This window comes from Streptomyces sp. NPDC002156 (assembly GCF_053593675.1).
Window position 1 is genome coordinate 52210 of the sequence record NZ_JBSFDA010000012.1, and the last position, 20394, is coordinate 72603.

The window sequence follows — 20394 nt, forward strand, 5'->3', positions numbered from 1 at the left end:
CTGTCGGCTGTAGGGATGGCACGGACACGTGCAGCGCCGTATGAGCAAGATCCCGCTGGCCCTGGGCAGCGGGATGTCTTCCGTCTGACGACACCTCTCGTGGAAGCCCACGTAGTCAGGCCGAGCCGCGACTGCGCATTCAGGAGATCGATCTGAAAGGTCGCCAGGGGCTGTACTCACGCGAGACGTTCCGCTCGGTTGAGCTCGGTCACTCGGGCTCGTAGTGCTTCCGTGTCCGTAGCCGGCCGGACCCCTGTGGGGTCAGCGTCCCACTCCAACCCGCCGCCAGGTGGGCGGAGTTGAACGTAGGGACCCTCGTGTCCCATCACGTAACCGATCTTGTCGCCCCGCGACGTATCGACGACCAAGGCGTCGACTGGATGTTCTGTTGCCATCACTCACGGCCCCCTCGCCGTAGGGCATCTGCCAGCCTCACGGCTACGTCGGCGCGCACTCGTCCGAGTTCAACGAGCCTCAAGTCCGGAGACGCATGGTCAACCGAGAGAGACGGGAGAACGATGCCGCCCGTCTCGTACAGCGCTTCACGTAGGGACTCCATTGCGGTGTGCGGGTCAACGTCCCGCGTCATCTCCTTGGCCATGAACAGGACGCTAGAAAAGGGACGTCGAGGACCGCTACGCAAGTTGCACGAAGTTGCTTGACGACCCAGGTAAGTTGCGGGATGTTGTCGACGTAGGCCAACGGGACTTCTCCCGTGGTGCGTTGACTTCGGGGAAGCTTGAGAGATCAGTCCCTCGACGAAAGGCACTGGTCATGGCGCGCCGACTGCGTTTCAACGGTACAGGGAGCGGCGACACCGGCTGCCCTGCCGTGCATGAAGACCTCGACACACGAGAAGTTATCGTGCACGGTCCGCCGCTCACAGACCCCGAGGACATCGCCCGGCTTCAGCACCTGGGCCCCGGTGAGGTGCCGATCGTGGTGCCGCGTGAACTTCTCGTGGACTGGGGACCCAAGGACATGACTCGCGACGCTAAGGTCATCGATCTGGACGCCTTCAATCGGCTGTTCGAGATCTTCGAGCACTCGGCATGGCGTCTGGAGACGCGGCGTCGCTACGCCTCTGACGAAACCACGGACACCTACGCCCAGTTCGCTGCCACCGGCAACGTCACCTGGAACATGGACTCCTGGTACTGCAACACCATCCGGACGCAGGTCGGCGCAGGCAAGTCCGTCGGACGAGTACGTGTCGTCGACAACCCACCGACCGATGGACAGCGTTACCTCATGATCAACGCAGAGCGGAACGCAGAACTCGGCGAGAGCATGTGCAACGTGTGGCGCGAGGACGCAGAGCGGCTGAACCTCGGCGATCAGGACTTCTGGATCTTCGACAGCCGCTTGGTTGCCGTCCTGAACTTCACCGACGACGACCAGTTGACCGATGTTGAACTCATCACCGAGCCGGGTGAAGTCGTCCGGCATTCCATGCTGCGTGATGCTGCCCTGCATCACGCCATCCCGTACGAGCGCTTCGCGGCTCTGCTGCCCGCGAAGGAGTGAAGTAGGTGAGTGCCGGTGGGCACGGACTATCAACAGGCGCGGGAAGCGCTCGGGCTACGCCTGAGGGAACTGCGGCTCTCGGCCCCTGGCGGCCGGCTCACCGGTACTCAGCTCGCTGAGCAACACGGCTGGCACAAGTCCAAGGTCAGCAGGCTCGAAAACGGAAAGATCACTCCCACGCCTGACGATCTACGCTTGTGGGTCGACGCCACCGGCCAGCCCCAGGCGTACGACGAGCTGCTGTCCAGACTCAAGGGCTTCGAGTCGCACATCCGCTCATGGCGGCGCCAGCTCGCCGCCGGACATCAGCCCGTGCAACAGACGATCGCAGCCGAATACGCACAGTCCAGCGTCGTACACGGCTTCGAGAGCGTCACCGTGCCAGGCATTTTCCAGATCCCCGACTACGCCCGATCGATCTTCCAGCGATATGCAGAACTCCAACGCTCCCCCCGCGACACGGAAGACGCCGTGCGAGCACGACTCCAGCGGCAAGAGCTGCTGTACGCCAGAGGCAAGCGCTTCAAGATCCTCATTGGTGAGACGGCACTGCGCTCGCTGATCTGTCCACCCTCCGTGCTCGCCGCTCAGCTGGACAGACTCACGGGACTCATCGGCGCAGATACGGTACAGCTCGGCATCATCCCATTCACAGCCTCGCTGAAGATCCCGCCCACGGGCGGCTTTTGGATCCATGACGAACGGCTGGTCACTGTTGAGACATGGCACGCCGAACTCTGGATCGATGATGCGGACGCCATTGCTACCTACCTACGCACTTGGAAGACACTCCAGGAATCCGCCGTGTACGGAGCCGACGCCCAAAACGTTATCAACGAGGCACGTCGAGCCCTCAACTCACGTTGAGCGTTTGGCCATACGAGTTTCGCCAATTTTATTACCATATTGACAAATTGCGCCAACTTTGCCATATTTATTGATAGTTACGCAATATGGACATCAATGCAATCGTCAAACACTTCGGTTTCAGTGAGCACCCGTTTATAACGAGCCCTGACCCACGATTTCTCTACCTGTCTTCACAGGTTCGAGACGCACTCGCCAAGTGTGAGTTCATGGCTCGGGATCGCATAGGCCCTCTTTATATGTATGGGCCGATAGGGTCAGGAAAGACCTCACTGGTTCGTCGACTGCACGAAAAACTCAGCCAAGACGAGCGGTATAACGTCAAGCTCTTGATCTCCCCGAACCTGAAGAGCAGCAACGCCTTCCTTCGTCTGGTGATGGAGACGTTCGACGTGAAGACCGAGCGATCCTACGCAGCATCACTTGGCAACTTTGAGACTTTCCTCGTTCAGCAGTACCAGGAAGGGAAGATCCCTGTGCTACTCGTTGACGAAGCCCAGTATATGACGAGAGAACAACTCAAGCTCATTCACTATCTTCTCAACTTTGAGACGAACACGACCAAGCTCTTACAGATCGTTCTCGTCGGCCAGGAAGAGCTTGGGATGAAGATAATCGGCTATCGCGAGCTAGCATCCCGCATGTTCCCTATCTCGATGAGTGCCATGTCTCTTGAGGACCTTCGAGACATGGTCGACTTCCGTTTGACCGTGGCCGGCCGTAAGGGTCCATTTTTTGCACCCGCTGACGCCGAAGACGCCTATCGTGTTCTCTACACCTACACTAAGGGCTTGCCTCGCGATGCAATAAAGGTGTGCTTTGAGCTTCTCATCGAACTAGCAGCAACCGGGAAGCAACTCGCGACTGCACAACAGATTGAGGAGATAGCTAAAGGCCAGAACTTACGCGTATAGCCTTATGGGAAGATTTGACTTACTCACAGAACTTGTTGACAAGCCGACTCCGTCTTCCGTTAAGCCGGTTACTCCTTCCAATCCTCCACTACCCGAAACTTCCGCACGACAGGTACCCGTTCGCCCGAACGACCGACCGCCCGTTCACCCAGGGAAACGGATTATTACCAGGAACTCCTTTGAGCTCTACGAAGATCAAATGGATTCATTGCGGGATCTTGCCTACCTGGAGAAGAAACAAGGAAATGTTGGCAGTATGTCCGCGATGGTCAGGGATGCAATCGACGACTATCTAGCTCAAAAGTCTTCCAACGAATAACCCCGAACGGGCGAACGCCCGAACGATCGTGAGCCCGTTGACCCGAACGATGCGTCGCGTCATCGCTCGATGGAGCGTGCCAACGTAGCAACGGGACTATTCAAGCCTTCCGAGACCTGCTTATATCAAATAGCAGACCAGGCAGCCGCCGTCTCCCCCGCTTAGCGGGGTTTGCGACTAAAGACGGACTAGCCTGCCGTAACCGAAGTAACTAATCGACCGAAGCAAACACGATCGATCTGGTAAGCACTGGATCTTTCTAGGACGCTGGCTCACTACCAGCCAATCCGAGTTACCTCATCGAGAAACGGCTCTCGCCTTTGTCTTTGAAAAAAGCGAGGCGAAGCCTCGATAGGCAAGCGAAGGGAGAGAGAACGAAGGGAGCGGGGAATAGGGGAGCCACCAAGGGGGACCTTAGGGGGAAGTGTCGTCGTGTCCAAAAACGACGTCGAGGCTAGCTCTGTGAACACAAATCTTGATCGGAACGTGTGATCGAGTAGGTTTCGTACCCGGTTTCAGAGGACGGGTGTCGTACCGTCTCAGGCCGGTACATCAGCCGGTACACCAGGAGCAGGGTAGGGAAGCGTCCTTCGGACAGTTGTAGCTGGAAGGAACGGCCCGCTGGCCAGCGGGTTCGGGGTGGTCAGCAGACGGGGGGAGTCAGCCGCGCCTCGGGGGTTCTCCCAGCTCCCTGCGGTCGGTGGCGCGGCTGACTCCCCCCGTCCTCTCCACCACCACACAGAGGTCTACGACCCTGAGCCCTTCGGGTGTGTGGTGGCTCCGAGTCCACCCCCAAAGGGGGCCGAAGTGGCGGCTCGACGGTATTCCTTCCAGACCTTCCTTCCGCCGTGCCGCGATGAGCCGCTAACGCGGTGAAACGGGATCCGTTCCGGATCAACTGCGTGGATGGCTTCGCCATGAAGGAGCCTGGCTTGGTTCCCAAGCGTGCCCGACTGATGGCTGAGGCCTGCCGGGTGCGTGATGTGGTTTGGAGTAGTTCGTACCTCTGCTCCTCCTCGCGCTTTCGCAGCGTGTCACATGGCTTCCACAGCCTCGTCAAGACAGCCCTATGGGCTCCGCTGCGGCGGCTCCGCGATGCTTCGGTCCTGACTCGTCAGTGCACCATGTGGCTGATGGACTGCGCGCGATGAAGGCGCAGAAAGGAGGTGAGATCAATGGAGTACACGATCATTCGGGTGTATCGGGTGCCGGCCGACACACAGCAGCAGGCAACAGACCGCTTTATGGAAGCCCGCGAGCTTGGCGTGGAGCGAGACTTTCACGTCCGCGATCTGGTCAAGGTCGAGGGCCGGTTTGCGGTCATGCCAAGGCAGCAGTCTTGGTGGGAGTTGATACGACGCCAGCTTCTGGGAAGGTGACCCAGAAGCTTCGGTGGCGGCGCGTCGAGTCGGTCAGATTCCCCTCGTGCGATATGTCCGAATCCATAGCTTTTCGGGGCGTGTTCACCTAAACTGGAATAACCTCGCCGGTGAGCCTCTACTGCGCAGCCGAGCATCCTCTGTCTCTTTCGTCCGCCGTCGCGATCCGATGGCGCTTCGCTGGAGGATGATCCTCTATGAGACCCACCCTTTCGGAGATCCGATCGTGGGCAGCCACCATTGAAGTATCTCAAGCGGCTCATGCACTCGGGATCTCACGTTCACACCTCTACGAGATGATTAAGCGCGATCAGGTGCCATTTCGGATCGTGGTGCTTGGTACCCGGTATCGGGTAATCACAGCGTCACTGATCCGATACCTCGAAGCAGAGTAGGGGATGGTCAAACAGACCTCGGAATAGGTCTGCTGAATCAACTCAGGGGGGATCAAGCCGCATAGTAGGTGCGCGATGGCTGCTGATCCCATCAAGAAGGTGGTATTGAAAGACGGCACGGTGCGGTATCGCTTCGTGACGGACGGCCCGAGGAAAGCCGACGGGAAGCGTCGGCAGATCACCAAAACCTTCGATACCAAAACGGAAGCTCGTCACGAGCTCGCTCGAATACGCCACCAATCGCGAACAGGTGAGTATGTTGCGCCAGCGCGGCTGACGGTCAACGAGCTTTTGGACGTCTGGCTGAAAGCGTCGACTCGGGACGTCGAGGAAGCCACCGCCACGAATTACGACAGCGCGGTGCGTCCGGTTCGGAATCATCTCGGGCACAAGCGAGTGCAGCAGCTTATCGAGGAGGACGTTGAAGAGTTCGTCGATTGGCTGGTTACCAGCGGACGTCGGCGAGGCGGGAAGCCGGGCACTGGACTTGGTGCCCGTTCAGTCCAGCTGACACTTGGCCGCTTTCGTTCCGCGCTGAATCTAGCCGTGCGTCGTGGTTGGGTGGTTCGTAACGTCGCTGAACACGTTCGAATATCCCGTGAGGCTCGTGCTCAGGCCGCCCAGAACGCGCCGGAGCGTCGCCCGTGGGACGAGGCCGAGGTGAAGGCCTTTATCGAGGCGAGCAAGGGGCACAGGCTCTTTGGCCCGATGCTTCTTACCCTCATCGCCGAGCGTCCCGCCGAAGTATGCGGTGCCCGCTGGAAAGAGGACGTCGATCTCTCAGGCGAGGGGACTATCGCCGTTGGCAATACCCGGACCATCGTCTACGACCGCAGCCTTGAGCGCGGTCTGCGAAACAAGGTCGTCGAGAAGCAGCCCAAAACTCAGAACGGCAAGCGGGTGCTGCCGTTGCCCAAGCCTGTCTACAGCGCGCTCGTGGTGCTGCGCGCTCTCCAGGAGCGAGAGAAGGAGCAGGCTGGCGAGGCCTACGAGGACTCGGGCTACGTGGTTGTCGATGAGCTGGGCCGTCCGTTCAAGACGGACAAGCTTCGTCGAGAGGCGCACAAGCTGATGGAGGCGGCAGGAGTGCGCAGGGTTCGTCTGTACGACGCGCGCCACGCCTGTCTGTCCTGGATGGCCAACAACGGTGTTCCCGACACGGTGGTCTCTGCCTGGGCCGGACACAGCGACCTATCGTTCACAAAGCGGGTGTACGTGCATCCCGACCCGCAGAGTCTCAAGGCAGGCTCGGAGAAGCTTGCTGAGCTGCTGGGTTGAGGAAGATCAACCCCGTTTGTGAGAAATTGTGAGACGAGAGCCTCAGAAACGATCAAGGGCCTCGTCTCACCGAAGTGATCCAAGGCCCTGACCTGCTACGACAGTCCATCGAACTGTCGGGACGACAGGATTTGAACCTGCGACCCCTTGACCCCCAGTCAAGTGCGCTACCAAGCTGCGCCACGTCCCGGTGCGTCCACCCGCGGTTGCCCCGCGTGATCACGCGAACAGAACCTTACCCCACCTCAAGGGCTGCCCCGAAGGCGGCGGGATCCGCGCGACAATCGGCGTATGGGCAGTGCATCGGAGGGTCGGGCGGCAGTCGGCGGGCGGGATCGGGACGAGGAGGGTCGGGCGCGCAACGCCCGGCCCCGGGACGGGCTCGGGCGCCCGCTGCCGTACGGCGAGCACGGGGTTGCCCGGCAGCCCGAAGGCGTCGTACGCCGTCCCGAGGAGACCGTCGCCGAGGCCCAGGCGCTGCTGGACGCGGGGAAACCGTTCCACGCGCACGAGGTCTTCGAGGACGCCTGGAAATCGGGTCCCGATCAGGACCGCGGCCTGTGGCGGGGGCTCGCGCAGCTGGCCGTGGGGCTCACACACACCGCGCGCGGGAACGTCACCGGCGGGGTGCGGCTGCTGCGGCGCGGGGCCGGGGCGGTCGAGGAGTGGGCGGCCGGGGATGCGCGATCGAGGCCGTACGGGATGGACCCCGTCGGGGTCGTGGCCTGGGCGCGGGAGCTGGCGGCTGAGGTGGAGCGGGACGCCGTGGCCGTCGACGCGGGGGACCGGGCGCCGCGTCTGTCGGGCGGTACGGCCGACGGCTGACCAGGGGCGACCACGGCGTTGTCAGTGGGGTGGGGCAGACTCGGGGGCGTGCGGAAGATTCATGTCATCGGTATCGGCGCGGGCGACCCCGACCAGCTCACCCTGCAGGCGGTCAGGACGCTGCGGAGCACCGACGTGTTCTTCGTCCTGGACAAGGGCGAGGCCAAGTCCGACCTGGTGGGGCTGCGCCGACAACTGCTCGACACGCATGTGCCGGAAGGGACGTACCGCCTGGTCGAGGCGCGCGACCCGGACCGGGACCGGACGGCCGGGGGCGGCGCGTACGCCCCTGCCGTCGGGGACTGGCGCAGCGCCCGGGCGGAGATCTACGAGCGGCTGATCTCGGAAGAACTCGGTGCGGACGACAGCGGGGCGTTCCTGGTGTGGGGCGATCCGTCTCTGTACGACAGCACGCTCGGGATTCTGGAGGAGATCCTCGGGCGGGGAGTGGTGGAGTTCGAGTACGACGTCGTGCCCGGCATCAGCAGTGTCTCCGCGCTCGTCGCCCGGCACCGTACCGGGCTCAACCGGGTCGCGCGGCCCGTGCAGATCACCACCGGGCGGCGGCTGGCCGAGGGTTTCCCTGCGGGTGTCGACGACGTGGTGGTGATGCTCGACGCGCATCAGGCCTTCCGGGAGTACGCCGGTGAGGACATCGACATCTACTGGGGCGCCTACATAGGCACCCCGGACGAGATCCTGGTCTCCGGGCCGATCGCCGAGGCCGGTCCTCGTATCGAGCGGCTGCGCGCGGAGGCCCGGGAGCGCAAGGGCTGGATCATGGACACGTATCTGCTGCGGCGGAATCCCCGGCCCGAGCAGCCCTAGGCGGCGGGCACCCGGGCGGCCCGTCCCCGCATGCGCGGCCGGACGCCCGGTGTGATCGTGACCTCGTGACAGTCGCCGAGGACACCGCGCCTCCCGCCGCCGCGCAGCCACCCGTGCTGGACCGCCGCCGCCGCAACGTCGTCTTCGTCACGATCATGCTCGGCATGCTGCTGGCGGCCCTGGACCAGACGATCGTCGGCACGGCCCTGCCGACGATCGTGTCGGACCTGGGCGGTGCCGAGCACATGTCGTGGGTGGTGACGTCGTATCTGCTGGCGGAGACCGTGGCCACGGTGCTCGTCGGCAAGTTCGGCGACCTGTTCGGCCGGAAGGTGGTCTTCCAGGTCTCGGCGATCGTCTTCATCACGGGTTCGTTCCTGTGCGGGCTGGCCACGAACATGACGCTCCTGATCGCCTGGCGGGCCTTGCAGGGCATCGGAGCGGGCGGGCTGATGGTCACGGCGATGGCCCTGATCGCGGATGTGATCCCGCTGCGGGAGCGCGGCAAGTACCAGGGCGCGATCGGGGCCGTGTTCGGGGTGGCGACGGTCATCGGGCCGTTGCTCGGCGGTCTGTTCACCGACCATCTGACCTGGCGCTGGGCGTTCTACGTCAACGTCCCGATCGCGATCGTCGTCGTGATCGCGGCGGCCCGCACCATCCCGGTGGTGAAGTCGGCGGTGCGGCCGGTCATCGACTATCTGGGCATCGCGTTCGTGGCGATCGGCGCCAGCGCGCTGATCCTGGCGACGAGTTGGGGCGGCACCGAGTACGCGTGGGGTTCCGGCGTCATCATCGCGCTGTTCGTCGGCGGCGCCGTCTCGCTCGGCCTGTTCTGCTGGGCCGAGTCCCGCGCGGCCGAACCGACGCTGCCGATGCGGCTGTTCGCCAACCCCGTCTTCACGGTCTGCTCGATCCTCAGCTTCATCGTCGGCTTCGCGATGCTCGGCGCGATGACGTACCTGCCGACCTTCCTCCAGTACGTGGACGGCGATTCGGCGACGGTCTCCGGCGTACGGACCCTCCCCATGGTCCTCGGCCTGCTGATCGCGTCCGTCTTCAGCGGCAACGTGGTCAGCAAAACCGGACAGTACCGCTACTTCCCGATCATCGGCTCGGCGGTGATGGGTGTCGGCCTGTATCTCCTCTCCCTGATGGACGCGTCGACGAACACCTGGCTGGCCTCGCTCTACATGTTCGTCCTCGGCACCGGTATCGGCCTGGGCATGCAGGTGCTGACGATCGCCGTGCAGAACACCGTCGAATACGCCGACCTCGGCACCGCGACCTCCGGCGTCACCTTCTTCCGTACGCTGGGCAGCTCGTTCGGCACGGCGGTCTTCGGCACGATCTACACCAACTCGCTGACCCCGAACCTCTCCGAGGGCATCGCGGAAGCCGTACGCACGGGCGCGGCGGACACGGCCACCATCACCCAGGCGGCGACCAGCCCGGAGGGCCTGCACAACCTGCCCCCCGAGGCCGCTTCGCCCATCATCGGCGCATACGCGGACACCATCCAGACCGTCTTCCTGTGGACCGTGCCGGTCGCGCTGGTCGGCTTCGTCGTCGCCCTGTTCCTGAAACAGGTCCAGCTGCGCGACAGCGCCCGCATGGCGTCGACGGACATGGGCGACGGCTTCGCGCAGCCGTCCACGGCGGACTCACGGCGCCTGCTGGAGGCCTCCGTCGGAAAGATCATCGGCAGTACGGACCTGGACACCGCGCGCCGGATCGTCAGCGACTCCGACACCCGGCTCGACATCGCGGGCGCCTGGGCCGTCATGCAGGTCGAACTGTTCACCCGTATGGTCGGCCATTCGAGCCTGGGCCTGATCGCCGCCCGCCGCCATATGCCGCCCGAAGTACTCCTCCCTGTCTTCGACCGCATGGTGGAGGAGGGCTACCTGACCCGCACGGACGCCTTCTTCTCCCACACGGAGGCGGGCGCCCGCGAGGCGCAGGTGATCGGCAAGGCATGGGGCACCTGGCTGGCCGGCCGAGTGGAACAGGACCTGGGCCACCCCTCGGGCGAGGACCTGCGCACCGCGGTGGACACCATCGCCAAACGCCTCCTGGTGGAGGACCTCAGCAGCGGCTTGCCGAGCCGGCCTGCGGCGCTGGCGGGTGCAGGTGCAGGTGGGGGGACGTCCGGTTCCTAGCCGGAGCAAGGGTGAGCCACGGCCAGTTGTCGGACGTCCGACTGTGGGAGACCGTCGCCTCGACAATCCAGGTGCCCCGGTATCGGGGGCACGGCCATACTTCCGTCATGTCCCCGGCCCCGGTCCGCTTCCGCGATCCCCGCAGCACGGTGTACGACTTCATCGGCTCGGTACTGGTGCGCTGCCCGCGTTGTGACCGGACGGCGCATGTCCAGCGGAACCCGCACGAGCCGGACCTGGAGCCCTCGTCGGTGTTGTTCGCGCCGCGGCGTCTCGTGTGCACCAGCTGCGGGCTGACCCGTACGTGGTCCGGCCGGTCGGTCTGCTTCTCGGGCAGCTCGGCCGCCCCGGCGCGCGACCCCTACTTCGGCATCCCGGTCCGGCTGCAGACGGAGACCCGCCACGGATGGCTGTGGGCGTACAACCTCGAGCACCTCGCCCACATCAGGCAGTTCGTCGCCGCCTCCCTGCGCGAGCGGGCCCCCTGGTACGACACCGGTCGGAAGATGACCCTGGTCGCCCGGCTACCGGTATGGATCAAGAGCGCCAAGAACCGGGACGAGGTACTGCGCGCCGCCGACCGCATCCAGGCAACTGTGAGCACAAGCCGCCACCCGAACCCCCGCTGATCAGCGCAGCAGCAACTGCGCCCCGCCCACCACCGTCGCCGCGATTACCAGTTGTTCGAACAATCGCTGGTTGATTCGGTTCACAGCCCATTTGCCGATGAACGCCCCGGGGATCACGAACACCACGAGTGCGGCGTCAAGGAGCAGGGAGTGGCCGTCGATCAGGCCCAGGCCGGCACTGAAGGGGACCTTCGAGACGTTGACGATGAGGAAGAAGAACGCCGACGTGCCCAGGAAGCCGAGTTTTCGGAAGCCGGCCGACAGGAGGTACATCGACATGACCGGGCCGCCCGCGTTGGCGACCATCGTCGTGAAGCCGCCGAGGACACCGTACGAGCGGGCCTTGATACGGCCGGCGGGTGTGCTCACCGCGTCCGGGTCGTCCTCCTCCGCTTCCGCGTCCGCCCGGCGTCGGCGCCACACCGTCACCCCGGCCATCAGCAGCAGGATCGCCCCGATCGAGGTCCGTACGACCTCGTCGTCCGCCCACACCAGGAACACCGTGCCGACGACCACGCCCACCGCGACCGCCGGGAACAGTCGCCACAGCGTCGGCCAGTGGGCGTGTCTGCGGTAGGTCAGGACGGCGAGGACGTCCCCCGCGATCAGGATCGGCAGCAGTACGCCGGTGGACTCGCGGGCGGGCAGGACGGCCGCGAAGATCGCCAGGCTGACCGTGTTGGCCCCGCTGACAGCGGTCTTCGAGAAGCCGACGAGCAGCGCCGCGGCGGCCAGCGCGGCGAACTCCCAGTGCGTTATGTGCCAGAGCGTCATCGTGTTCATGCGGAGACCGATGCTATGCCCACCGAAGTGGCCGCCGTAAGGAGCGTCTCGCCAGGTGACCCCTGCCCCACGCGACCCCTGTCCGAGTCCGACCACCGACGGTGGCCGACGCGTCACCGTGGACCGGCCGCCCCTCCCCTGGGAAGATCCAGCCACACCCTTGCGCGCAACACCTTCCACTCGCCCCGTCCACGACGCAGCCGGAGGAGCCATGGCCGAGTTCCGCGAGTACGTCCTCACCGGCACCAGAGGCACGATCGCCGTCCGCGAATGGCCCCGCCCCACCCCGAGCGATTCCGAACGTCCGCTCGAACCTCCCCGCTATCTCGCCCTCCTCTCCCACGGGTACGCCGAACACGTGGGCCGCTACGAGGAACTCGCCGACGTCCTCGTGGCCCACGGCGCGACCGTCCTCGGCCCCGATCACCAGGGGCACGGCAGGTCGGCGGGCGAACGGGCGGTGATCGAGGACTTCGAGGACGTCGTCACCGATCTGCATACGGTCGCCGACCTCGCCCGGGCCGCCCACCCGGGCGTACCGGTCGTCCTCATCGGCCACTCCACCGGCGGTCTCGTCGCGGCCCGCTTCGCACAGCGGTACCGCGGTGAACTGGCCGCTCTCGTGCTCTCCGCGCCCGTCCTCGGCAACTGGGACCTCCCGGGGCGGCTGCTGGCGCTCGACGAGATCCCCGACCGGCCCATCAGCCCGGCCGCGCTCTCCCGCGACCCAGCGGTCCGGGCGGCGTACGCGGCGGACCCGCTGGTCTGGCACGGCCCGATGAAACGGCCGACGCTGGAGGCGTTCGTACGGACGCTCGAGACCGTGGCGAAGAGCGGCGCCATCGGAGGGCTGCCGCTGCTGTGGCTGCACGGCGACGACGACCGGCTCGTCCCGCTCGCCGGGAGCCGCGTCGGCGTCGAGGAGCTACGCGGCTTCGACTGGACCGAGCGGATCTTCCCGGGCTCCCGGCACGACGTCTTCCTGGAGACGAACAGGGCGGCGGCCTTCAACGAACTGACCGCCTTCGTGGACCGGGTACTCGCGACTCGGGCCGCATGACCTCCTTCCCGTCCCAACGATCCCTCCCTCGTCCGACTGATACCCCTCCCCTCCGGACCCCGCTCCCCCCTCCCCCGCCCCACGCGGCCGATTCCCTCACGTTTCCGCCCATCCGTCCTGGGAACCCGCGTCCCCATGGAGTGGTTGCGGCAAGCAGCCTGCGTGGGAGAGGACCCCGAACTGTTCTTCCCCGTGGGCACGGCAGGGCCGGCGCTGCGGGACATCGCCACCGCGAAACGCGTGTGCGCCCGCTGCCCGGTGGCCGCGCAGTGCCTGGACTGGGCCCTGCGCAGCGGCCAGACGTCCGGCGTGTGGGGCGGCACCTGCGAGGAGGAACGCGCCGAGCTGCTCCGTCCCGCCAGAGAAACCGCCAGAGAACGGGTCCGGTGACGGGAGAACGGGAAACCGGGCCACCGCAGCACGCACGCCGTATCACGAGGAGGAGCACCCATGACTGTCGTCAAGAGCAGCCTGCCCGAGCCGGAGCGCCGGATCACCGGTGACGCCCTGCAAGGGACCCTGGTGGATCTGCTGGCGCTGTCGCTGATCGGGAAGCAGGCCCACTGGAACATCGTGGGGCCGAGGTTCCGTTCGATCCATCTGCAGCTCGACGAGGTCGTGACGGCGGCCCGCGAGTTCTCCGACACCGTCGCGGAGCGCGCGGCGGCCCTCGGTGTGCCGCCGGACGGCCGTCCCGAAACCATCGCCTCGTCCCTTCCGTTCCAGGACCCGAAGGACGGCTGGCTGCAGGACACGGAGGTCGTGCAACTCCTCGTCGACGCGCTGGCGACGGCGATCGGCCGTCTGCGCGAGCGCATCGACGCGACGGAGAAGGCCGACCCGGTGACCCAGGATCTGCTGATCGGCATCACGGCCGAACTGGAGAAGCAGAGGTGGATGTTCGAAGCGGAGAACGCACAGCGCGCCAACTGACCCACTTCTCTTCGGACTTGTCGGACTCGGACTCGCTCACCCCAACAGCCAGCCCCCGTCCACACTCAGGTCGATCGCGTTGACGGACCGGTTGCGCAGCAGGAAGTCCACGGCGTCCACCACGTCGGCCATCGTGGCGAGTTGGCCGGCGGGGGTGCGGGCGCGCAGGCCCTCCAGCACCTCCGCGGGCTTGTTCCGCCAGTACGGGCTGTCGCCAACTACCCCCGGATGCACGGCGTTGACCCGGATCGGCGCGAGCTCGACCGCGAGGGTACGGACGAGCCCGGTCACGCCTGCGTTGACGGTCGCCACCGTCGTCGCACCCGGGTAGGGCCGTTCCTTGGCCTGGCCGCCGAACAGCACGATGGCACTCGCGTCGTGGAGACGCGGGCGCAGTGTGTGCACGACCTCGGTGTAGCCGACGAGTTTGAGGGTGACGAGATGGAGGGCCGCGTCGATGTCGTACGCGGTGACCCGGTTCTCGTCGCGCGAGACACCGGCGAGGACGAGATGGTCGACCCGCTCCACGTCGGCGAGCGCGGCGGCGATGTCCCGGGGCCGCGAGAGGTCGAGGGCCAGGCCCCGCGCGCCGATCTCCTTGGCCACCGTGTCGGCGCGATCGGCGTCGCGGCCGGTGAGAACGACCTCGTCGCCGCGCTCGACACGGGCGCGGGCGAACTCGCGGCCGATTCCGGACGTACCGCCGACAACGACCACACTGCTCATGCCCGTTCCTCCCCATCGCCCGCGTTTCCCAGTACGTCCTTCAGGTGGTCCCAGTCCCGGGTGAACCGGTAGGAGTGGCGCGGCGGTGGCTGCGGGGCCTGTGTCTCCAGCCAACGGACGGGCCCGTCACCGGCGTTGGTGAAGCCGTGCACACAACCGGCGCCCGCCCAGGCCGTGTCGCCGGGGCGAAGACGATGACGTTCGCCGTCGAAGGTGGCGTCGACCACCCCTTCGAGGATCAAGTACGTCTCCTCGAAGGGGTGGTCGTGCGTCCCGGCGACGCCGTCGGGCGCGTACTGCACCATGAACATCGTCGAGGCGACCGCGCCCAGGTCGCTGTCGACCATCATCTTCACGGTGATCCCGCTGTAGACGAGCAGCGCGGTGCGCATGCTCGCCGACACGGCAAGGAGATCCTGAGACTGCTTTCCCGGGTCCATCTGCGCGGGCTCGAAGTGGCCGAACGACCGGGTGCGCGGGTCGCGTACGTCGATCCGCACGGGCTCGCGCTCGGGCAGCGCGGGCACGGCCCAGGTGTCATGTCCGTAGCGGGCGCGCGGCACGGGCGCGAGCATGTCGGCCCAACGCCCGCCCGTCCCAACGGAGTTGTCACCGCGCCAGGCATGCGGCACGCCGGTCGGGAGGAGCCCGTAGTCGCCCTCCTCCAGGAGATACGAGCCCTCGGGCACATCGAGGATCACGCTTCCGTCGAGCACATGGAAGCTCTCCTCGTACGAGTGCACGTGCGCGCCCACCGCGCCGTCCGACCGGATCTCGCACAGGCCGAAGCCGGTGTGTACGCTCCCGTCCTCCTCGCCGATGACCGCGCGGCGCCTGAACCCACCGCTGTCGTAAGGGAGTTGCGACGCGTCCGCCGCGTACCGCACCACGAAGTCCGTCATGCCCCGTTCCCCGTCGCCTTCGCCGTCTTCGCCGCGTGTTCCGCCTTCGCCGTCAGCAGCCGGTCGCGGGACTCCTCGACGAGCCGGCGGGCCCGTCCGGTGTCGGCGAGCAGCTTGCCGTCGCGCTTGAGGACGACGCCGTCGACGATGACCGTCTCGACGTTGGACACGTCCGCCGACAGGGTCACGGCGGCCACCGCGTCATGCACGGGCGCCATGTTCAGCGCTGTGGCGTCGAGTGCGACGACGTCGGCGCGTTTGCCGGGGGTGAGGGAGCCGGTGCGGTCTTCGAGGCCCGCGACATGGGCGCCGTTGACCGTGGCCAGCTCCAGCATCTGACGTGCCGTCAACATCGTTGCGGGGACGGGGACATCGGCCTGCCAGGACTCGGCGTTCACGCGGGCGCGTTCGGCGCCGAAGGCCGCGCGGATCTGGGTGAACATGTCGCCGGGCACAGTGGTGACGACGTCGATGCTGAGCGACGGCCGCAGTCCGTGCTCGATCGCTTTCATGACGGGCGGCCAGCCGTGCCCCATCTGCGTCTCGACCTGCGGCGCGATCGACACCGTACCGCCGCTGTCGGCGACCATCCGCCACTCCTCCTCGCTGAGGTAACAGCAGTGGATGTAGGTGGTGTCGGCGCCCAGCAGGCCCAGTTCGTGGAGCTGCTTCACCATGCCGAAGCGGCCCGCGAGCCGGCCCATGGCGACGTGCACGGTGATCGGGATGTCCAGTTCGCGGGCGAGGGCCCATTCGGCGGTGACGACGTCGTTGGTGCAGAAGCCGGGGCCGCGCGTGGCCAGCGCCATCGTCAACAGGCCGCTGTCGGACGCGAAATGGCTGGAGCGGATACGTCGTACGTCGTCGCCCGGTATCGCGATCTTGCTCTCGAACCAGTAGTCGGCGAGGGAGGTGTTGGCGCTGCCGTAGGCGTACTGGGCGCGGATTCCGGTCTCCGTGAGGGCCTTTACGGCTGCGTCCGGATGCTCGGGCGTGTTGTTGATGTGGGACCAGTCGACGAGGGTGGTGATGCCCGCGTTGAGGCATTCCAGGGCGCCCGCGAGGTTGCCCGCGTACACGTCCTCGGGGGTGTAGAGGGGGGCGAAGGTGTCGAGGACGTCCACGAAGTAGTCGTCGAGGGTGGCGTCGGGGGCGCAGCCTCGGATCGGCGCCTCCCAGGTGTGGCGGTGGGTGTCGACGAAGCCGGGGATCACGATGCGGCCCGTCATGTCGAGCACGTCGGCGTCCGCGCTGATCTCGCGCTGGACCGCGACGATCTTCCCGTCCTCGATCAGGACGTCGCCCTGGGGCAGTTCCCCGATGTCGGGGTCCATGGAGATCACATGGCCGGAGCGCAGAAGCAGACGATCGGTCATCGCCCTTCCTCCCATGGAGAGTTGGTACGGATTCCAGTAGCGGATCTCAGTAGGCGATCTCAGTAGGCCGAGAGGGCGCGGACGGCCGTCACGACCTTGTCCACGGTGGGGATGACGCGCTCCTCCAGCGCATCGGCGAACGGCAGCGGGACGCACTCCCCCGCCACCCGTCGCACCGGCGCGTCGAGCAGTCCGAACCCCTCGTCAGCGACGACGGACGCGAGCGTCGCGCCCCATCCGCCCTGGTACGGGTTCTCCTCGACAATCGTAAGTCGCGAGGTCTTCTCCAGCGAGGCGAGAACCGTGCTGACGTCCAGCGGTACGAGGCAGCGCAGGTCGACGACCTCCGTGTCGATACCCTCCCCGGCCAGCCGTTCGGCGGCGGTGAGCGCGACCGGGACCATCGAGGCGAGGGCCACGAGCGTGATGTCGGCGCCCTCGCGGACGACGGCCGCCTTCCCCAGTTCCACCACATGGTCCGGCGGCGCGGGCGGGCCCTTGCTCGCGAAGAGCCCCTTGTGCTCGAAGAAGACCACCGGGTCGTCGCTGCGAATGGCGGCCGCCATCATGCCGACGACGTCTGCGGGTGTCGACGGTGCCGCGATCTTCAGGCCGGGCACGGTGAACGCCCAGTTCTCGGTGGCCTGCGAGTGCTGCGCCCCGAAGCCGAGTCCACCGCCGTTCGCGGTGCGGACGACGAGCGGCACGGTTACCTGACCACCCGTCATATACCGTACTTTCGGTATCTCGTTGGCGAGGTAGTCCCAGCAACAGGCCAGGAAGTCCGAGAACATGATCTCGGCGACGGGCCGCATCCCGGTCATGGCGGCCCCCATCGCGGCGCCCACGATGGCCTGTTCGGAGATGGGCGTGTCCCACACCCGCTCGGGCCCGAACTCCTTGAACAGCCCGGCGGTCGTCTTGAACACCCCGCCGGCCTCCCCGATGTCCTCCCCGAGGCACACGACCGCCGGATCGCGCCGCATCTCCCGCGCGATGCCCTCGGCGACGGCTTCCCGATAGGTGATCTGCCGCTGTGCGGAAGCTTCTTGAGCCTCCGTCAGGTCCGCCATGCCGCACCTCCGTCCGCCCATACGTCGGTCAGCGCCTCGGCCGGATCGGGCGCGGGCGCCGCCTTCGCGGCCTCGACCGCGTCCCGTACGAGCGCGGTTGCCCGCTCGTCGACGGCGGCGACCGTCTCGACCGGCACACCCAGCTCGGCGAGTCGGCCCCGCGCGAGGTCCAACGGGTCGTGCTTGAGCCAGCGTTCGACCTCCTCGGCGGGCCGGTAGGTGGCCGGGTCGGCGCGGCTGTGCCCGTAGTGACGGTAGGTCTCGGCCTCCAGGAGGGCGGGCCCGTCTCCTGCCCGGGCCCGCCGCGCGAGCCGGTCCACCGCCTCCCGCACCAGCACCACGTCGTTGCCGTCGACGACCTCGCCCGGAATGCCGTACGCCGGAGCCCGGTCGGCGGCCGGGCGGGGCACCGCAGTGACGTCCGCGATCGCCGTGTACTCCATGTACAGGTTGTTCTCGCAGATGAACAGCACGGGCAGTTTCCATACGGCGGCCAGGTTGAGCGCCTCGTGGAAGGCGCCGATGTTGGTCGCACCGTCGCCGAAGAAGGCGACCGCGAGCTGATCGGTGCCGCGCAGCCGGGCCGACCAGGCGGCGCCGACGGCCATGGGGAGGTGGGCGCCGACGATGGCGTACGAGCCGAGCATGCCGGCGGACGCCTTGGTGAGGTGCATGGAGCCGCCCTTGGCCTTGCAGAGCCCGGTCGCGCGGCTCATCAGCTCGGCGAGGCACTCCTCGGGGGTGGCGCCGCGCGCGAGGGCGTGGTGGTGACCCCGGTAGGTGGCGAAGACGTAGTCGTCGTCGCGCAGGGCGGCGCTCGCGCCGACGGCGATGGCCTCATGACCGGCGGCGAGATGCGTGGTGCCCTTGACGAGCCCGGACAGGAAGAGGTCGTGGGCCGCCTTCTCCGTACGGCGGATGACGGCCATCTGCTCGTAGAGGGCAAGGAGTTCGTCCCCGGTGATGCCGGCGACCGTGGCGCCTCCGGTCTCCCTGGTGTCCATCAACCGCTCCCGTTCCTGCGGGTGTTGAGGTGGGACTGGGCTTCGCGGCGGGTGTTGAGTTCGCCACCGACCGTCCAGTACTTGCGGCCCGCTACCAGGAGTTCCTCGGCCGGGAACTTGGTGATGACCTCGCAGCCGTCGGCGGTGACGACGATCTCCTCCTCGATGCGTGCCGCCGTCCAGCCGTCGGAGGCCGGCCAGTAGGTCTCCAGGGCGAACACCATGCCCTCTTCCAGGACTTCGGGGTGGTCGAGGGAGACGAGGCGGCTGAAGATGGGCTTCTCCCAGATGGACAGGCCGACCCCGTGGCCGTACTGGAGCGCGAAGGCCGCCGTCTCGTCCGGGAAGCCGAACTCCTCGGCGCGCGGCCACACCTGGACGATGTCGGCGGTGGTCGCGCCCGGCCGGACCAGGGCGATCGCCTCGTCCATGTACTCCCGGCAGCGGACGTACGCGTCGCGCTGGGCGCCGGAGGCGCTGCCGACGGCGAACGTGCGATAGTAGCAGGTGCGGTAGCCGAGGTGGCTGTGCAGGATGTCGAAGAAGGCGGGGTCGCCGGGGCGGATCAGGCGGTCGCTGTAGACATGCGGATGGGGTGAACAGCGTTCCCCGGAGATGGCGTTGACGCCTTCGACGTACTCGCTGCCGAGGTCGTACAGCACCTTGCTGACGAGTCCGACGCACTCGTTCTCGCGGACGCCGGGGCGGAGATAGCCGTACAGCTCCTCGTAGGCCGCGTCGACCATCGCGCAGGCCTGGGTGAGCAGGGAGATCTCGTCCGGGGTCTTCGTGCGGCGGGCCTGGAGGAAGACCTGCTGGCCGTCGACGACGTCGATGCCCTCGGCGCGCAGGGCCATCAGGATCGGCATCTCGGCGAGGTCGACGCCAAGCGGTTCGTCTCCGAGGCCGTGGGCGCGCAGTTCGGTGGCGATCTTGCGGGCCACGTCCTCGGCGATACCCGCGTCCGGGTGGAAGGCGCCGCGCAGGGTGGAGATGCCGGCGCGGGCACCGGTGGGCGGGCCGTCCTTGCCGTCGCTGTAGTCGAGCCAGGGGTTGTAGAGCTGGTGGTGGCGGGCGGCGGAGCCGAAGTCCCAGAGGACCGGGTCGCCGCCGCGCACCAGCAGCGCGAAGCGGATCAGCTTGTCCATGGCCCACGTACCGATGTGGGTGGACGTCATGTAGCGGATGTTGGCGAAGTCGAAGCTGAGGACCGCGCCCAGCTCGGATCGGTTCAGGGCCTGGTGGAGCCTGGCCAGCCGCTCCCTGCGCAGCCTGTCCAGGTCGACGCGCTGTTCCCAGTCGACGGCATTGGGTCCGAAAGTGCGGATCGCCATGGCGACCACCCCCACTTCGGAGTGAACGACTCGACGGCCCGAGTGTCAACTATTACTGAACAGTCTGTTCGATGTCAGGA

Annotated in this window: 21 protein-coding genes and 1 tRNA gene; 13 read left to right on the top strand and 9 right to left on the bottom strand. The window is 66.5% G+C overall.

Annotated elements, in window-relative coordinates; genetic code table 11:
- Positions 1–176 precede the first annotated feature (176 nt).
- Positions 177–395 (bottom strand): hypothetical protein, encoded by a 219-nt coding sequence (locus ACWCRB_RS08265; protein WP_450995264.1) that lies wholly within the window; start codon positions 393–395, stop codon positions 177–179.
- A 379-nt stretch (positions 396–774) separates the two neighbouring features.
- On the opposite strand from ACWCRB_RS08265, the gene ACWCRB_RS08270 reads away from it, so the two are divergent.
- The 6 genes from ACWCRB_RS08270 to ACWCRB_RS08295 all read left to right on the top strand — a co-directional run bounded on the left by ACWCRB_RS08270 (position 775) and on the right by ACWCRB_RS08295 (position 6679).
- A complete protein-coding gene (locus ACWCRB_RS08270; protein WP_450995265.1) occupies positions 775–1527 on the top strand; it encodes a DUF6879 family protein in 753 nt (250 codons plus the stop codon).
- A gap of 15 nt (positions 1528–1542) precedes the next feature.
- The gene (locus tag ACWCRB_RS08275; protein WP_450995266.1) at positions 1543–2394 is read left to right on the top strand and encodes a helix-turn-helix domain-containing protein; all 852 of its coding nucleotides are present in this window, start codon (positions 1543–1545) and stop codon (positions 2392–2394) included.
- Between the two features lie 86 nt (positions 2395–2480).
- On the top strand, positions 2481–3308 hold the full coding sequence (locus tag ACWCRB_RS08280) for an ExeA family protein (protein WP_450995267.1): 828 nt from the start codon (positions 2481–2483) through the stop codon (positions 3306–3308).
- 1494 nt (positions 3309–4802) lie between these two features.
- Positions 4803–5006: a hypothetical protein gene (locus tag ACWCRB_RS08285; protein ID WP_450995268.1), complete on the top strand. Its 204-nt coding sequence runs from the start codon at positions 4803–4805 to the stop codon at positions 5004–5006.
- 197 nt (positions 5007–5203) lie between these two features.
- On the top strand, positions 5204–5401 hold the full coding sequence (locus ACWCRB_RS08290) for a helix-turn-helix domain-containing protein (RefSeq protein WP_450995269.1): 198 nt from the start codon (positions 5204–5206) through the stop codon (positions 5399–5401).
- A 75-nt stretch (positions 5402–5476) separates the two neighbouring features.
- Positions 5477–6679 (top strand): tyrosine-type recombinase/integrase, encoded by a 1203-nt coding sequence (locus ACWCRB_RS08295; RefSeq protein WP_450995270.1) that lies wholly within the window; start codon positions 5477–5479, stop codon positions 6677–6679.
- A gap of 116 nt (positions 6680–6795) precedes the next feature.
- Here the strand turns inward: ACWCRB_RS08295 and ACWCRB_RS08300 are convergent.
- A tRNA-Pro gene (locus tag ACWCRB_RS08300) sits at positions 6796–6869 on the bottom strand.
- A gap of 101 nt (positions 6870–6970) precedes the next feature.
- On the opposite strand from ACWCRB_RS08300, the gene ACWCRB_RS08305 reads away from it, so the two are divergent.
- The 4 genes from ACWCRB_RS08305 (at position 6971) to ACWCRB_RS08320 (ending at position 11123) form a co-directional block, all read left to right on the top strand.
- A complete protein-coding gene (locus tag ACWCRB_RS08305) occupies positions 6971–7504 on the top strand; it encodes a DUF309 domain-containing protein (RefSeq protein ID WP_450995271.1) in 534 nt (177 codons plus the stop codon).
- A 48-nt stretch (positions 7505–7552) separates the two neighbouring features.
- Entirely contained in the window at positions 7553–8332 is a 780-nt protein-coding gene (gene cobF / locus ACWCRB_RS08310) for a precorrin-6A synthase (deacetylating) (RefSeq protein ID WP_450995272.1), read from the top strand.
- Between the two features lie 65 nt (positions 8333–8397).
- A complete protein-coding gene (locus tag ACWCRB_RS08315; RefSeq protein ID WP_450995273.1) occupies positions 8398–10494 on the top strand; it encodes an MDR family MFS transporter in 2097 nt (698 codons plus the stop codon).
- 107 nt (positions 10495–10601) lie between these two features.
- A complete protein-coding gene (locus ACWCRB_RS08320) occupies positions 10602–11123 on the top strand; it encodes a hypothetical protein (RefSeq protein ID WP_450995274.1) in 522 nt (173 codons plus the stop codon).
- Here ACWCRB_RS08320 and ACWCRB_RS08325 read toward each other — a convergent pair whose 3' ends face one another.
- Positions 11124–11906: a sulfite exporter TauE/SafE family protein gene (locus ACWCRB_RS08325; RefSeq protein ID WP_235473439.1), complete on the bottom strand. Its 783-nt coding sequence runs from the start codon at positions 11904–11906 to the stop codon at positions 11124–11126.
- Between the two features lie 211 nt (positions 11907–12117).
- On the opposite strand from ACWCRB_RS08325, the gene ACWCRB_RS08330 reads away from it, so the two are divergent.
- The 3 genes from ACWCRB_RS08330 to ACWCRB_RS08340 all read left to right on the top strand — a co-directional run bounded on the left by ACWCRB_RS08330 (position 12118) and on the right by ACWCRB_RS08340 (position 13899).
- A complete protein-coding gene (locus ACWCRB_RS08330; protein ID WP_450995275.1) occupies positions 12118–12966 on the top strand; it encodes an alpha/beta hydrolase in 849 nt (282 codons plus the stop codon).
- A 135-nt stretch (positions 12967–13101) separates the two neighbouring features.
- On the top strand, positions 13102–13356 hold the full coding sequence (locus ACWCRB_RS08335) for a WhiB family transcriptional regulator (protein ID WP_450995276.1): 255 nt from the start codon (positions 13102–13104) through the stop codon (positions 13354–13356).
- Between the two features lie 60 nt (positions 13357–13416).
- A complete protein-coding gene (locus ACWCRB_RS08340; RefSeq protein ID WP_450995277.1) occupies positions 13417–13899 on the top strand; it encodes a Dps family protein in 483 nt (160 codons plus the stop codon).
- Positions 13900–13935: 36 nt separating this feature from the next.
- Here ACWCRB_RS08340 and ACWCRB_RS08345 read toward each other — a convergent pair whose 3' ends face one another.
- From ACWCRB_RS08345 to ACWCRB_RS08370, 6 genes are read right to left on the bottom strand one after another with little or no spacing between them, the layout of a single operon-like run.
- The gene (locus ACWCRB_RS08345; RefSeq protein WP_450995278.1) at positions 13936–14625 is read right to left on the bottom strand and encodes an SDR family NAD(P)-dependent oxidoreductase; all 690 of its coding nucleotides are present in this window, start codon (positions 14623–14625) and stop codon (positions 13936–13938) included.
- A complete protein-coding gene (locus ACWCRB_RS08350; protein ID WP_450995279.1) occupies positions 14622–15527 on the bottom strand; it encodes a cupin domain-containing protein in 906 nt (301 codons plus the stop codon). Before ACWCRB_RS08350 ends, ACWCRB_RS08345 begins: the two co-directional genes overlap by 4 nt.
- Positions 15524–16903 carry an amidohydrolase family protein gene (locus ACWCRB_RS08355; protein WP_450995280.1) on the bottom strand — a complete coding sequence of 460 codons (1380 nt, stop codon included), beginning with the start codon at positions 16901–16903 and terminating at the stop codon, positions 15524–15526. Before ACWCRB_RS08355 ends, ACWCRB_RS08350 begins: the two co-directional genes overlap by 4 nt.
- Positions 16904–16962: 59 nt before the next feature.
- Complete coding sequence (locus ACWCRB_RS08360) at positions 16963–17976, bottom strand: alpha-ketoacid dehydrogenase subunit beta (RefSeq protein ID WP_450995281.1); 1014 nt, start codon at positions 17974–17976, stop codon at positions 16963–16965.
- A complete protein-coding gene (locus ACWCRB_RS08365) occupies positions 17964–18980 on the bottom strand; it encodes a thiamine pyrophosphate-dependent dehydrogenase E1 component subunit alpha (protein WP_450995282.1) in 1017 nt (338 codons plus the stop codon). Before ACWCRB_RS08365 ends, ACWCRB_RS08360 begins: the two co-directional genes overlap by 13 nt.
- Complete coding sequence (locus tag ACWCRB_RS08370; RefSeq protein ID WP_450995283.1) at positions 18980–20314, bottom strand: M24 family metallopeptidase; 1335 nt, start codon at positions 20312–20314, stop codon at positions 18980–18982. The genes ACWCRB_RS08365 and ACWCRB_RS08370 overlap by 1 nt, the downstream gene beginning before the upstream one ends.
- Between the last annotated feature and the right edge of the window lie 80 nt (positions 20315–20394).